Raw genomic sequence first — 13571 nt, 5'->3', positions numbered from 1 at the left:
GTGTCCCGACGATCATCGGACCCGTCGGGGGCGGTGGCCCGCAATGCAACGCTGCCGGCCCGCAACGCAACTCAGCGCCCCGGGATCCCGAGGCGCTGAGTTGCGTTGCGATGGTGGCCGTCGGTCAGGCCGCGGCGTCCGCCGTTCGCTGCGAGTCGCGGACGAACGGATCACCCTCGACGTCCTGGTCGTCCTTCTTGAGTGCGAAGTACGCCCAGATGCCCGCCAGAGCCACGACGCCGGCGATCACGAAGAACGTGGGCTGGAAGCCGATCGAGTCGCGGATGGCGCCGAAGGGGATGGCGAAGACGGTGTTGCCGACCTGCGCCGACACCTCGAAGCCCACCAGGTACAGGGTGGCGGAGAGGGCCGCATTGAAGTGCAGGGTCAGGTAGCGGAAGATGCCGAGGATGAACAGCGGCACCTCGATGGCGTGGAACATCTTCACGATCGACACCAGGACGGGATCGTGGAACACCGCCGAGCCGAGGATGCGCAGGCACATCACCGAGACGCCCAGCATCAGCGTGGTCCGGACGCCGACCTTCCGCATGATGATCGGGACCAGCATCATGCAGCCGGCCTCGGCGAACACCTGGACGGAGTTGAGGATGCCGTAGGTGTGCAGGCCGACGTCCTCGTTCTCGAACAGGCCGCGGTAGAAGTTCGGGAACATCTGGTTGTCGTACAGGTTGTAGAACGTCCAGCTGAAGATGACGAAGCCGATGACGACCCAGAGGTTCTTCAGCTTCAGCACCGCGGCCATCTCGCGCAGGCTCGGGGTGTGCGGGTGGGCGGTGTGGCCAGGTGCCAGCGGCACGTGATCGGTCTTCCAGAAGACCTGGATCAGCAGACAGGCGATGCCGAAGGCGGAACCCAGGAAGAAGTTGATCTGCGGGTTGATGGTGAAGATGAAGCCGGTGCCGAGGGCCGCCACGCCGTAGCCGAGCGAACCCCAGCCGCGGGCCTGACCGTACTCGAAGCCGTAGGTGCGGCTCATCCGCTCGGAGAACGCTTCGAGCAGGCCGACCGCGGCGGTGTAGCCGAAGGGCAGGTAGATGGCGCCGGCGGCGACGCCCAAGCCGAAGTTGTTCTTGAGCAGGGGCTCGTAGACGAAGATGACGAACGGCGCGAGGCTCGCCATCACCGCCGAGGACAGGATCACCAGGTGCCGCTTCAGGCCGAGCCGGTCCTGGACCATGCCGTAGAAGAACATCACGGCGATGGTGGTGAACGAGTTCACCGAGTAGACGGTGCCGATCTGGGCGCCGCTCAGCCCCAGGCTCTTGTCGAGCCAGGTCGAGAAGAACGACCACCAGATGCCCCACGAGGCAAAGAAGATGAACAGAGTGGCGGAACTCTGCAGATAGGCGCCGTTTTTGAACAGATGACCGATTTTCGGCATAGGAAAGAGCTCCTTTGATCTTCGGATCAGCTCGGCCGGAGACCGAGTACTCATGAGGCTAAATCGATTCTCGACGCTGCTGAACCGGTTTAGCATCCGTAAGGTAGCAACGCGGCGTCCATCCGTCAAGATTCCGCCGAGGTGGCCGACGAGGATGCGGGCGAGGCGTCAATCCAGGCCGCCTGGAGTGCCGCCGGGGGTCAGGGTTGAAATTTAAATACCCTAGGTATATAACTAAGGCATGGATACTCCGTCGTCCGCCGCCGAAGACCTGGTGCGGGCCGCGGGCGCGCTCTCTCGGTGGGCCAGCACGCAGGCCGGCCTCGGCGCCCCGTCCGGAGTGTTCCGGCTGCTGGCGATCGTCGAGGAACGGGGGCCGATCAGGATCGGCGACCTGGCCCATGCCGATCAGACCAGTCAGCCCGCGGTCACCCGCCAGGTGGGCCGGCTGGAATCTCGCGGCTGGGTCGAGCGGGACGCCGATCCCGACGACGCGCGCGCCATCCTGGTCGCCATCACGCCTAGTGGGAGAGCCGCGCTGGAAAAAGCCCGGCGGTCCCGGGGGGAGGCACTCACCCGGATCATGGACGCGGCCGGCGTCGCTGAGAGCCGCGTCCGAGACGCCGCCGATCTACTGGAGCAATTATTGCAGGCCGCCTCTGCGGCGGCCGGAAAGGAATGACGCCCATGCTGCGTCAATCGCGGACCGTCTGGTCCGTCGCCTTCGCCTGTGTGATCTCCTTCATGGGGATCGGCCTGGTCGATCCCATCCTCAAGCCGATCGCGGACGAACTGGGCGCCGGCCCGTCCGAGGTGTCGCTGCTGTTCACCAGCTACATGGCGGTGATGGGCGTGGCGATGCTCGGCACCGGCTGGGTGAGCAGCCGGCTCGGCGCCAAGTGGACGCTGCTGCTCGGTCTGGCCCTGATCATCGCCGGCTCCGCGCTGGCCGGAATGCAGGAAGGCGTCGCCGGCATCGTCGCGTTCCGTGCCCTGTGGGGGCTGGGTAACGCGCTGTTCATCGCCACCGCGCTGGCCACCATCGTCCGGGCCGCCACCGGCTCGGTCGGTCAGGCGATCATCCTCTACGAGGCCGCGCTGGGCGTCGGCATCGCGGCCGGCCCGCTGCTCGGCGGCTGGCTGGGCAGCGTGTCCTGGCGGCTGCCGTTCTTCGGGGTCGCTGTGTTGATGGCGGTGGCGCTGGTCGCCACCCTGGTCAGCCTGCCGCCGGAGCGGCCCTCCGGTCAGGCGACCTCGCTGGCCGCCCCGCTGCTGGCGCTGCGCGACCGGGGCCTGCTCACCGTCGGGATCACCGCGCTGCTGTACAACTTCGGCTTCTTCACCCTGCTCGCCTTCACTCCCTTCCCGCTGGCCATGGGCGCGTTGGAGATCGGTCTGATCTTCTTCGGCTGGGGCATCCTGCTGGCCCTGTCCTCGGTCTTCCTGGCGCCCTGGGTGCAACGTCGGATCGGCACCTTCGGCGGCATCGTCGCGGCCCTCACCGGGTTCGCGCTGGTGCTGGCCACCATGGCCCTGTTCGCCGACAACAAGGCCGTGCTGGCCACCGGGGTAGTGCTGGCCGGGGCGTTCCTGGGCGTGAACAACACCCTGATCACCGAGGCCGTGATGAAGGTCTCGGACGCCGAGCGCGGCACCGCCTCGGCGGCCTACAGCTTCGTCCGGTTCACCGGCGGCGCGGTGGCTCCCTGGCTGGCCGGGGTGATCGGCGAGTACTCGATCCACCTGCCGTTCTGGGTCGGTGCCGTCGCGGTGGCCGCCGCGATCGGGGTGCTGTGCACTGCCCGCGGCCGGCTGCGGGTGATCGACGACCAGCCCGAGCACGGTGCCGAGCCGGTCAACTCGGTGACCGAGGCCGAGGCGTTGTCGTTCGGCGATTCCTGACCCTCGTCCGCACCATCCGCTCGCCTAACTATTTGGGGCTCGCCGAACTCGGCGAGCCCCAGATAGTTAGGCGAGCGGTGGGCTCGGGCCGGCGTCCGCGCCGCGGCCCGTCGCGGGCGGTTGCCGTTCTCGGGTGCGGGCCACCCCCGCAGGTCCATTAGGCTGAGATCCAGAACTCCTCGGCCGAGCGACCCTCGACCCGGAGCCCCGCGTGGCCCATCGACCTCTTGGAGAATTCGTGTCCACTACCGACCAGGGGCGTGTCGCCGCCGTCGTCATCATGGCGGCCGGTGCGGGTACCCGGATGAAGTCGGCCACCGCGAAGGTGCTGCACCAACTCGCCGGCCGCTCCATGCTCAGCTACGCCGTCGAGGCGGCCAGCGCGCTGGAGCCGGAGCACCTGGTGGTGGTGATCGGTCATCAGCGCGAGCAGGTCCAGGCGCATCTGGACGAGATCGCCCCGCAGGTGGTCACCGCCGTCCAGGAGCAGCCCCGCGGCACCGGCGACGCCGTCCGCTCCGGACTCGCAGCCCTGGGTGACCTGACCGGCGACGTGGTCGTGACCAGCGGCGATGTTCCGCTGCTCACCGGCGACACGTTGCGCGAGCTGATCCAGGCGCATCGCGCGGAGGGCAACGCGGTCACCCTGCTGACCACGATCGTGGACGATCCGACCGGCTATGGACGCATCGTCCGTGAGGCCGGCGAGGTTGCCCGAATCGTCGAACAGCGCGACGCGTCCGACGACGAGCGGCAGATCGCCGAGATCAACGCGGGCATCTACGTCTTCGACGCCGAGACGCTGCGCGCCGGCATCGCGGCGCTGAGCACCGACAACGCCCAGGGCGAGCTGTACCTCACCGACGTGATCGCGTTCGCCCGCAGTCGCGCCGGCCGGGTGGGCGGCACCGTGCTGGCCGACTCGGTGCAGGCCGAAGGGATCAACGACCGCATCCAGCTGGCCGCGCTGAGCGCCGAACTCAACCGGCGCATCCTGCGTCGCTGGATGGCTGAGGGTGTCACCGTGCTCGATCCGGCGACCACCTGGGTGCATGATTCGGTCGACCTGGCCGCCGACGTCACCCTGCTCCCCGGCACGTCGCTGGAGGGGGCCACCTCGGTGGCCACCGGTGCGGTGATCGGGCCGGACACCACGCTGATCGATGTCGAGGTGGGCCAGGGTGCCCACGTCGTCCGGACCCACGCCACCTTGGCGGTGATCGGGCCGGACGCCCAGGTCGGCCCATTCTCCTACCTGCGGCCCGGAACCCAACTGGGCGGCAAAGGCAAGATCGGCGCCTTCGTCGAGACCAAGAACGCCCAGATCGGCGACGGGGCCAAGGTGCCGCACCTGACCTACTGCGGGGACGCCACCATCGGCGAGGGCGCCAACATCGGCGCCGGCACGATCTTCGCCAACTACGACGGGGTACACAAGGCGCACAGCACCGTCGGCAAGGCGTCCTTCGTGGGCAGCGACTCCGTCCTGGTGGCGCCGGTCGAGATCGCCGACGGCGCCTACGTCGCCGCGGGATCGACGATCACCGATGCGGTCGGCCCCGGCGAGCTGGCGCTGGCCCGCAGCCGGCAACGCAATATCGAGGGCTGGGTGGCCCACAAACGACCAGGTACTCGGACGTCGGCCGCGGCCGACGCTGCGCTGAACCGGTCCGGGAGCCAGGAGGGCGAGAAGTGAGCGGGATCAAGCGGCCCACCGAGAAGCACTTGATGTTGTGTACCGGCCGGGCGTTCCCGGAGCTGGCCGAAGAGGTGGCCGAACTCCTGGGCGTCGACCTGGTGCCCACCCGGCAGGTCACCTACGCGAACTCGGAGATCTACGTCCGCTTCGAGGAGTCGGTGCGCGGGGCGGACGCCTTCGTCATCCAGAGCCATCCGGCGCCGGTCAACGAATGGCTGATGGAGCAGCTGATCATGATCGACGCCCTGAAGCGGGCGTCGGCCAAGCGGATCACCGTGGTGTCGCCGTTCTACCCGTACGGACGTCAGGACAAGAAGCACGCCGGTCGTGAGCCGATCTCGGCCCGGCTGATCGCCGATCTGTACAAGACCGCCGGTGCCGACCGGCTGATGAGCGTCGACCTGCACGCCTCGCAGATCCAGGGGTTCTTCGACGGCCCCGTCGACCACCTGTTCAGCATTCCGGTGCTGGCCGACTACGTCGCTGCCAACTATCCGCTGGACAATATGACCGTGGTCTCGCCGGACGCCGGACGGGTGAAGCTGGCTGACAACTGGTCGGATCGGCTCGGCCTGCCGCTGGCGATCATCCACAAGCGGCGCGACCCGAACAAGGCCAACGAGGTGGCCGTCGGCGAGGTGGTCGGTGACGTGAAGGGCCGGGTCTGCCTGCTGGTCGACGACATGATCGACACTGCCGGCACCATCTGCCAGGCCGCTGCCGCACTGCGCGATCACGGCGCGTCCCAGGTGATCGCCGCGGCGACCCATCCGATCCTGTCCGGGCCGGCCGCCCAGCGGCTCAACGCTTCGGCTTTCGAAGAGGTGATCGTCACCAACACGCTGCCGATCCGCGACGACCTGCTGATTCCGAAGCTGACTGTGCTGTCCATCGCTCCGCTGCTGGCCCAGGCCATCCAGGAGGTCTTCGTGGACGGATCGGTCACTTCGCTGTTCGACGGCGTGGAGTAACGGACCCCGCTCCCGGCACTGGTGGCAGGCGGCGGCCCATCGGCGGCGGCTGGAGCAGTGGCTGGCACAGGACGGCGGGCGGTGACCGCGATCTCTCAGCGGCCGCGGACCGAGGGAAACCCGTCGGCGCGGCGCTATCGCAGCGCTCGGACGGACTCCCGCAGCCGCAGCGGCATCGGCACCAGCTGGTGCTCGGGTTCGGGATCGGACAGCAGCATCGCCATGGCGCGGCGTCCCATCTCCTCGTAGGGGATGGCCGCGGTGGTCAGTCCCGGCCGCAGATAGGACGCCACGATGTCGTCGTCGAAGGACACCACGGACAGGTCGTCCGGAACCCGCAACCCGGCCTCGGTCAGCGCCTGGTAGGCGCCGAAGGCCAGCCGGTCGTTGAGGCAGATCAGCCCGGTCGGCCGGGCGTCGCTGGCCAGCAGTTCGCGCATCGCCCGATAGCCGGTGTCCGGCTCCCAGAGCAGGCTGGAGTAGACCCAGCTGGGGGTGACTCCGGCCGTCGCGAGGGCGTCGAAGATGCCGTCGTAGCGGATCGCGATGGTGACCGACTGCCGCGGGTCGGCGGCGGCCTCCCGGTCCACGCCGATGATGGCGATGTCCCGGTGGCCGGCATCGAGCAGCGTCCGGGTCACCGTCCGTCCGGCTTCGAACTCGGCGGGCAGCACGCTGGGGTAGCCCCGTGGGCTGGTGGCGTTGATCAGCACCACCGGCAGGTCGGCGGGCACCTTCGGCACGTCGAACTCCCGGGCGCCCATCCGCCCGAACAGGATCGCGTCGGGTTGCCGGTCGATGATGGCCCGCATCGCCTCCCGGATCCGGCGCGGGTTGCTGCCGGTCTCGGCGATCAGCACGGTGCGGCGGTGGTCCTCCGCGACGTCCAGCAGGCCACGGATCATCGCCGAGGCGTAGCGGGTCACGGTGACGTCGTCGGAGACGAAGGCGACGATATTGGTCTTGCCGCTGCGCAGGCTGCGCGCCGCCGGGTTGGGTCGGTAGTCGAGTTGTTCGGCCGCAGCCCGGATCCGCTCCGCGGCCTGGGCGGAGAGCCGGCTGCCCGGGCGGTTGTTGAGCACCAGGCTCGCGGCCGTCTGCGATACCCCGGCCAGGGCTGCCACGTCGGCCAGCGTCACCCGCTTCGTCATGCGACTCCCGTCCCCATCGGCTGCCAAGTCTTCCACGGCGACTGCCGAGATCGCCCGTTCCGGCCTAGAAGCAAGGATTTAGCAGGTTGTCGGCCCGGCGCGGCGGTGTAGCCTTGACGCGTAAATGCTTTTAGCAGTCGTCGGGACGTGCCGATCCCGCGATCGTCCAGGAGGAACCAATGACGCTCCTCGCCAGGCCGGCGGCGTTCGGCCGACCGGTGGCCACGTCCGTCCCCGTCGCGTCGAGTAGGAAGGGCTGACCGGTGTTCGATCTCCCCGAGGCCTGGGTGTGGGACTTCTGGATCGTGGACGACGGCGATCGCTACCACCTGTTCTTCCTGTACGCCTCGCGGGCGTTGAAGGATCCGGAGGCCCGGCACTACCGGGCCTCGGTGGGGCACGCCGTCTCCGACGACCTCAGCCACTGGACCCGGGTGACGGACGCCCTGGTGCGCTCCGACGCGCCGGCCGCGGACGACCTGGCCACCTGGACCGGCTCGATCACCCGCGGCCCGGACGGGCTGTGGTACCTGATCTACACCTCGGCGACCGCCGCGCCCAACGGGTCGAACGTACAGACCATCTCCTACGCCACCTCGCCCGACCTCTACGACTGGACCAAGGCGCCGGGTCCGGTGCTGCGTGCCGACCCGCGCTGGTACGAGCGGTTGGCCGACGGATTGTGGAACGACGAGGCGTTCCGCGACCCTTGCGTGCTGCCCGACCCGGACGGCGACGGCTGGCACCTGCTGATCACCGCCCGGGCCAATCGCGGCGCCGCCGACGACCGCGGGGTGATCGGGCACGCCACTTCCCCCGACCTGCGCCGGTGGACGCTGCAACCACCGTTGTCGCAGCCCGGTCAGGGGTTCGGGCAACTGGAGGTTCCGGACCCGGTGGTGATCGAGGGCCGGCACTTCCTGCTGTTCAACTGCCTCGATCGCGACGTGTCTGCGGCGCGCAGGGCCACCGGCACCCGCGGCGGGGTGTGGCTGGCGCCGGCCGAAGGGCCGCTGGGGCCCTACGACATCGCCGGTGCACAGCTGCTGGCCGACCGGCGGCACTACGTGGGCCGCATCGTCACCGACCGGTCCGGGGCCCAGGTGTTCCTGGCCTTCCGCCACGACGGCCCGGACGGCGACTTCCTGGGCGGCATCATCGACCCGGTCCCGATCGCGGTGCGTGACGGCCGGGTGGTGCTGCCCGATTTCCACCCCTCGGCTTCGGCGCGATAAGCTACTCCGGTTGCCTCGGCGAGGGGCCCCAGGCCCGTGATCGACAAGGTGTGTGCCGATTCGCGCGCCTCCCTCGTCCGAGAAATCGAGTTGCAGACGAGGTATGAGGAGTAGCCATCCATGGCTGAAGTGAAGATTCCCGCGGTGTCCCGGACCGAGTTCGGCAAGGGCGCTGCCCGCCGGACCCGTCGTGCCGGCCTGGTTCCGGCCGTGCTCTACGGCCACGGGGCCGACCCGGTCCACGTGTCGCTGCCGGGCCACGAGACCCTGCTGGCGCTGCGCGCCGCGAACGCGCTGCTGTCGATCAGCATCGACGGCGCCGCCGCGCAGCTGGCGCTGCCCAAGCAGGTGCAGCGCAACCCGGTCAAGGGCACCATCGAGCATGTCGACCTGGTCGTCGTGAAGCGCGGCGAGAAGGTCTCCGTCGAGGTCCCGCTGGTTGTCCTGGGCGCCGACGAGCGTGCCGACCGGGTCATCGTGATGGATCAGCAGACCATCACCCTGGAGGCGGAGGCCACCCACATCCCGGCCTCGGTCGAGATCGACGTGACCAACCTGGAGATCGGCGACTCGGTGGCCGCCAAGGATCTGAACCTGCCCGAGGGCGCGGTGTTCCCCGGCGAGCCGGACGACCTGATCCTGAGCATCGCCGCGGCCAAGTCGCAGGAGCAGATCGACGCCGAGCTGGACGCCGCCGTTGCCGGCACCTCCGACGAGGATTCCGCTCCGGCGGAGGCCGCCTCCGACAGCGAGTAATTCGCTCCGATGGCTGTATGGCTGGTGGTCGGGCTCGGTAATCCGGGCCCGACCTACGCTTTTCACCGGCACAACGTCGGTTTCATGGTGGCCGACGAGCTGGCCCGCCGGGCCAGCGCCGGTTTCACCGCCCCGCGCGGGATGCGGGCCGACGTCTGCGAGACCCGGATCACCGCCGCCGGGATGGGCGGCATCGGTGCGGACGCCCAGCGCGTCGTGCTGCTGAAGCCGCGCACCTTCATGAACGACTCCGGCGCCGCGGTCGCCAAGGCGTCCGCCTACTACGGGGTGAAGCCGGCCCAGGTGATCGCCGTCCACGACGAGCTCGACCTCGATTTCGGACGCCTCCGGCTCAAGCTCGGCGGCGGCGACAACGGCCACAACGGGCTGAAGTCGATGCGTTCCTCGCTGAGCACCGGCGACTTCCTCCGGGTCCGGATGGGCATCGGACGTCCGCCCGGCCGGCAGGCCCCCGCCGACTTCGTGCTCAGCCCGTTCCCGGCCTCGGCGCGGGAGGATCTCGCCGTCGAGGTGGCGCGCGCCGCCGATGCCGTCGAGGTGCTGATGCGGAACGGGCTGGAGGCCGCGCAGAACGCCTTCAACGGCTGAGTCTCGCCCGGCGGCCCCGCGCCCGCCTACCCGGGATGCTCGACGCGATGCCTCCGGCCGGCAACTTCCTCCGCGCCGCGGCGGCCTTCCTGGGCTTCTTCCTGACGTTCGTGGGCGTCGGTGCGCTCAGCAAGGTGCTGCGGAACGCCCGCCACTGAGCCGGTGACCGAGCGCGTGGGGGTGTCGGTCCGAGGGCGTAAGGTTGCCCGGTGACTTTGTCGGGACTGGTTGAACTCGTCGCCTCCGACCCCACCATCGCACCGGCGATCGCCGACGCCCGGCTGGGACGCCCGCGGGCCCTCGATCTGACCGCACCCGAGGCGCTGCGGCCGGTGCTGGTGGCCGCGCTGGCCACCGGGTCGGGACGCTCCACGCTGCTGATCACCTCCACCTATCGCGAGGCGGAGGCGGCCACCGCGTCGCTGCAGTCGCTGCTCGGTGAGGACGCGGTCGCCTACTACCCGGCCTGGGAGACGCTGCCGCACGAACGCCTCAGCCCTCGCTCCGACACCGTCGGACGCCGGCTCGAGGTGTTGCGCCGGCTGGCCGGCAACGACGAGCGTCCGGCGCCCCGGGTGATCGTCGCGCCGGTCCGTTCGGTGCTGCAGCCGCAGGTCCGCGGACTGGGTGAGCTGTTGCCGGTGGCGCTGCGCAGCGGCGACAGCCACGATCTCAGCGATGTCGCGAGGGCCCTGGTGAACGCTGCCTACGTGCGGGTCGACCTGGTCGAGCGGCGCGGCGAGTTCGCCGTCCGGGGCGGCATCCTGGACGTCTTCCCGCCCACCGAGGAGCACCCGGTCCGGGTCGACTTCTTCGGCGACGAGGTGGACGAGATCCGCACCTTCGCGGTCGCCGACCAGCGCTCCTTCGGCGATCCGCTCAGCGAGGTCGTCGCTTCGCCCTGCCGCGAGTTGCTGATCACCGACGCGGTCAAGGCCCGCGCGGCCGAGCTGGCCGATCGCACCAGCAGCATCGAGGGCAACCTGTCCGAGATGCTCGACAAGATCGCCCAGGGGCACGCCGTGGACGGCATGGAGGCGCTGTCGCCGGCGCTGGTGGACGGCCTGGAACTGCTGATCGACGTACTGCCCGCCGACACCGTGGTGCTGGTCTCCGACCCGGACCGGGTCCGGGCCCGCTCCCGGGAACTGGTCACCACCAGCCAGGAGTTCCTGCAGGCCTCTTGGGCGGCTGCGGCGTCCGGGGGCCGGGCGCCGATCGACCTGGCCGCCGGCGCCTACCGGGAGCTGGCCGACGTCCGCACCGGGGCGATGGACCGCGGCCAGCTGTGGTGGTCGCTGTCGCCCTGGGCGTCCGCGCCGGATCCGCTGCCCGCCACGGTGGCCGACGACTGGGACGAGCCGATCGACCTGGGCATCGGCGAGGCCGATCTGGCCGGGGTGGAGTCCCGCACCGTCGAGGCCCGCGAGGGCGAGGTGTTCCGCGGCGACGCCGAGGCCGGGCTGGCCGCCGTCCGAGCCCGGGTGAGCGCGGGGGACCGGGTGCTGCTGGTCGCCGACAGCCCCGGCCTGGCGTCCCGGATGGGCGAGGTGCTGACCGAGGGCGGTGTCGCCGCCAAGGGTGCGATCGATCTCGACACGCTCCCCGAGCCGGGGCTGGCCACCGTGGTGGTCGCCGAATTGCGGCACGGTTTCATCCTGCCCGGCGTCGACCTGGCGGTGTTCACCGCGGCCGACCTGGCCGGCCAGCGAGAAGTCGACAAATCGTCTCGGCGGATGCCGGCGCGGCGCAAGAACACCATCGACCCGCTGGAACTGACCGCCGGCGACCCGGTGGTGCACGAGACCCATGGCGTGGGCCGGTACGTCGAGATGGTGCAACGCACCGTGCAGGGCGCCACCCGCGAGTACCTGGTCGTCGAGTACGCGCCGAGCAAGCGCGGGCACCCCGGCGACCGGCTGTTCGTGCCGATGGACCAGCTGCACCTGATCACCCGCTACGTCGGCGGCGAGAACCCGACCCTGGACAAGATGGGCGGCGCCGACTGGTCGCGCCGCAAGTCCCGGGCCCGCAAGGCGGTCCGCGAGATCGCCGCCGAACTGATCAAGCTGTATGCCGCGCGGCAGGCGTCCAAGGGGCACGCGTTCGGCCCCGACACGGTCTGGCAGCGCGAACTGGAGGACGCCTTCAGCTACGTCGAGACCCCCGACCAGCTGGCCGCGATCACCGAGGTGAAGGCCGACATGGAGCAGGTCATCCCGATGGACCGGCTGATCTGCGGCGACGTCGGCTACGGCAAGACCGAGATCGCCGTCCGGGCCGCGTTCAAGGCGGTGATGGACGGCAAGCAGGTCGCCGTCCTGGTGCCCACCACGCTGCTGGTGCAGCAGCACCACGCCACCTTCGCCGACCGCTACGCCGGCTTCCCGGTGACCGTGGCGGCGCTCAGCCGGTTCTCCACCGACGCCGAGCGGAAGAAGGTGCTCGCCGGGCTCGCCGACGGCACCGTGGACGTGGTGGTCGGCACCCACGGCTTGTTCGCCGGCGGCGTCCAGTTCAAGGACCTCGGCCTGGTGGTCATCGACGAGGAGCAGCGCTTCGGCGTCGAGCACAAGGAGGCGCTGAAGAAGCTGCGGCTCAACGTGGACGTGCTGTCGATGAGCGCCACCCCGATCCCGCGCACCCTGGAGATGGCGATCACCGGCATCCGCGAGATGAGCGTGATCGCCACCCCGCCCGAGGAACGCCATCCGGTGCTCACCTTCGCCGGCCCCTGGGACGAGGCCCAGGTGCGGGCCGCGATCCGTCGCGAACTGGCCCGCGAGGGCCAGGTGTTCTACGTGCACAACCGGGTCAACTCGATCGAGAAGACCGCCAAGCGGATCGCCGAGGCGGTGCCCGAGGCACGCGTCGCGGTGGCCCACGGGCAGATGAACGAGCACGCCCTGGAACAGGTGATGGTCGACTTCTGGGAGCGCCGCGCCGACGTGCTGGTCTGCACCACGATCGTCGAGGCCGGGCTGGACATCTCCACCGCCAACACCCTGCTGATCGAGCGTGCCGACCTGCTCGGGCTGTCCCAGCTGCATCAGCTGCGCGGACGGGTGGGCCGTGGCCGGGAGCGCGGCTACGCCTACTTCCTGTACCCGCCGGAGAAGCCGCTGACCGAGACCGCGCACGACCGGCTGGCCACGATGGCCGCGCACACCGACCTGGGCGCCGGCATGGCGATCGCGATGAAGGACCTGGAGATCCGCGGCGCCGGCAACCTGCTCGGTGGCGAGCAGTCCGGGCACATCGCCGAGGTCGGCTTCGACCTGTACATCCGGCTGGTCGGCGAGGCGGTCGCCGACTTCCGCGGCGAGCAGGCCGAGCCCGAGCCGGAGATGAAGATCGAGCTGCCGGTCGAGGCGCACCTGCCGGTCGACTACGTGGAATCGGAGCGACTCCGGCTGGAGATGTACAAGCGGCTGGCCCAGGTGGCCGACGAGGCCGGCATCGCCGCCGTCCGGGATGAGTTGATCGACCGCTACGGTCCGCTCCCGGAGCCCGCCGAGGCGCTGCTCGCGGTGGCCCGGTTCCGGCTGCTGGCCCGCGCCAAGGGGATCACCGAGATCATCATGGCCGGCACCTTCGTCCGGTTCTCGCCCGCCGACCTGCCCGAGTCGCGGCAGCTGCGGCTGAACCGGCTCTATCCCGGCTCCCAGGTGCGCAAGGCGGCCGGGCACGTGCTGATCCCGCGTCCGATGACCCGCCCGATCGCCGGCCAGCCGATCGTGGACCTGCCACTGCTCGAGTGGGCCACCGCCGTGCTGGACGAGATCTTCTGACGCGCGGCGCCGACCGGGCATCGCGTAGCGGGTGAAGGTTGGTGGCCGGGGC

Annotated in this window: 10 protein-coding genes; 8 read left to right on the top strand and 2 right to left on the bottom strand. The window is 70.0% G+C overall.

The window, feature by feature from the left end:
- Positions 1–124: 124 nt before the first annotated feature.
- A complete protein-coding gene (locus QM582_RS01445) occupies positions 125–1405 on the bottom strand; it encodes an oligosaccharide MFS transporter (protein ID WP_415081097.1) in 1281 nt (426 codons plus the stop codon).
- A gap of 241 nt (positions 1406–1646) precedes the next feature.
- Here QM582_RS01445 and QM582_RS01440 point away from each other — a divergent pair, with 241 nt between their 5' ends.
- The 4 genes from QM582_RS01440 (at position 1647) to QM582_RS01425 (ending at position 5977) form a co-directional block, all read left to right on the top strand.
- Positions 1647–2087, top strand: a complete 441-nt coding sequence (locus tag QM582_RS01440; RefSeq protein WP_415081095.1) for a MarR family winged helix-turn-helix transcriptional regulator — start codon at positions 1647–1649, stop codon at positions 2085–2087.
- A gap of 5 nt (positions 2088–2092) precedes the next feature.
- On the top strand, positions 2093–3307 hold the full coding sequence (locus tag QM582_RS01435; RefSeq protein ID WP_415081093.1) for an MFS transporter: 1215 nt from the start codon (positions 2093–2095) through the stop codon (positions 3305–3307).
- Positions 3308–3545: 238 nt separating this feature from the next.
- Positions 3546–5003, top strand: coding sequence for a bifunctional UDP-N-acetylglucosamine diphosphorylase/glucosamine-1-phosphate N-acetyltransferase GlmU (gene glmU / locus QM582_RS01430; RefSeq protein ID WP_415081091.1), 1458 nt, complete (start codon positions 3546–3548; stop codon positions 5001–5003).
- The gene (locus QM582_RS01425) at positions 5000–5977 is read left to right on the top strand and encodes a ribose-phosphate diphosphokinase (protein ID WP_415081089.1); all 978 of its coding nucleotides are present in this window, start codon (positions 5000–5002) and stop codon (positions 5975–5977) included. Before glmU ends, QM582_RS01425 begins: the two co-directional genes overlap by 4 nt.
- 134 nt (positions 5978–6111) lie before the next feature.
- Here the strand turns inward: QM582_RS01425 and QM582_RS01420 are convergent, their stop codons facing one another.
- A complete protein-coding gene (locus QM582_RS01420; protein ID WP_415081087.1) occupies positions 6112–7128 on the bottom strand; it encodes a LacI family DNA-binding transcriptional regulator in 1017 nt (338 codons plus the stop codon).
- A 263-nt stretch (positions 7129–7391) separates the two neighbouring features.
- Here QM582_RS01420 and QM582_RS01415 point away from each other — a divergent pair, with 263 nt between their 5' ends.
- The 4 genes from QM582_RS01415 (at position 7392) to mfd (ending at position 13519) form a co-directional block, all read left to right on the top strand.
- Positions 7392–8363: a family 43 glycosylhydrolase gene (locus QM582_RS01415; protein ID WP_415081085.1), complete on the top strand. Its 972-nt coding sequence runs from the start codon at positions 7392–7394 to the stop codon at positions 8361–8363.
- 120 nt (positions 8364–8483) lie between these two features.
- Positions 8484–9119: a 50S ribosomal protein L25/general stress protein Ctc gene (locus QM582_RS01410; protein WP_415081083.1), complete on the top strand. Its 636-nt coding sequence runs from the start codon at positions 8484–8486 to the stop codon at positions 9117–9119.
- A gap of 9 nt (positions 9120–9128) precedes the next feature.
- Positions 9129–9728 (top strand): aminoacyl-tRNA hydrolase, encoded by a 600-nt coding sequence (gene pth / locus QM582_RS01405; RefSeq protein WP_415081081.1) that lies wholly within the window; start codon positions 9129–9131, stop codon positions 9726–9728.
- Between the two features lie 209 nt (positions 9729–9937).
- Positions 9938–13519 carry a transcription-repair coupling factor gene (mfd, locus tag QM582_RS01400; RefSeq protein ID WP_415081080.1) on the top strand — a complete coding sequence of 1194 codons (3582 nt, stop codon included), beginning with the start codon at positions 9938–9940 and terminating at the stop codon, positions 13517–13519.
- Positions 13520–13571 lie beyond the last annotated feature (52 nt).

It is taken from the genome of Micropruina sp., assembly GCF_047607385.1.
GTDB lineage: Bacteria > Actinomycetota > Actinomycetes > Propionibacteriales > Propionibacteriaceae > Micropruina.
This window is presented reverse-complemented; position numbering and strand designations above follow the sequence as displayed.

Coding starts and splice junctions, on each gene's coding strand:
- QM582_RS01435 (WP_415081093.1), top strand. CDS start 2,093: ATGCTGCGTCAATCGCGGACCGTCTGGTCCGTCGCCTTCGCCTGTGTG.
- QM582_RS01440 (WP_415081095.1), top strand. CDS start 1,647: ATGGATACTCCGTCGTCCGCCGCCGAAGACCTGGTGCGGGCCGCGGGC.
- QM582_RS01420 (WP_415081087.1), bottom strand. CDS start 7,128: ATGACGAAGCGGGTGACGCTGGCCGACGTGGCAGCCCTGGCCGGGGTA.
- QM582_RS01410 (WP_415081083.1), top strand. CDS start 8,484: ATGGCTGAAGTGAAGATTCCCGCGGTGTCCCGGACCGAGTTCGGCAAG.
- QM582_RS01445 (WP_415081097.1), bottom strand. CDS start 1,405: ATGCCGAAAATCGGTCATCTGTTCAAAAACGGCGCCTATCTGCAGAGT.
- pth (WP_415081081.1), top strand. CDS start 9,129: ATGGCTGTATGGCTGGTGGTCGGGCTCGGTAATCCGGGCCCGACCTAC.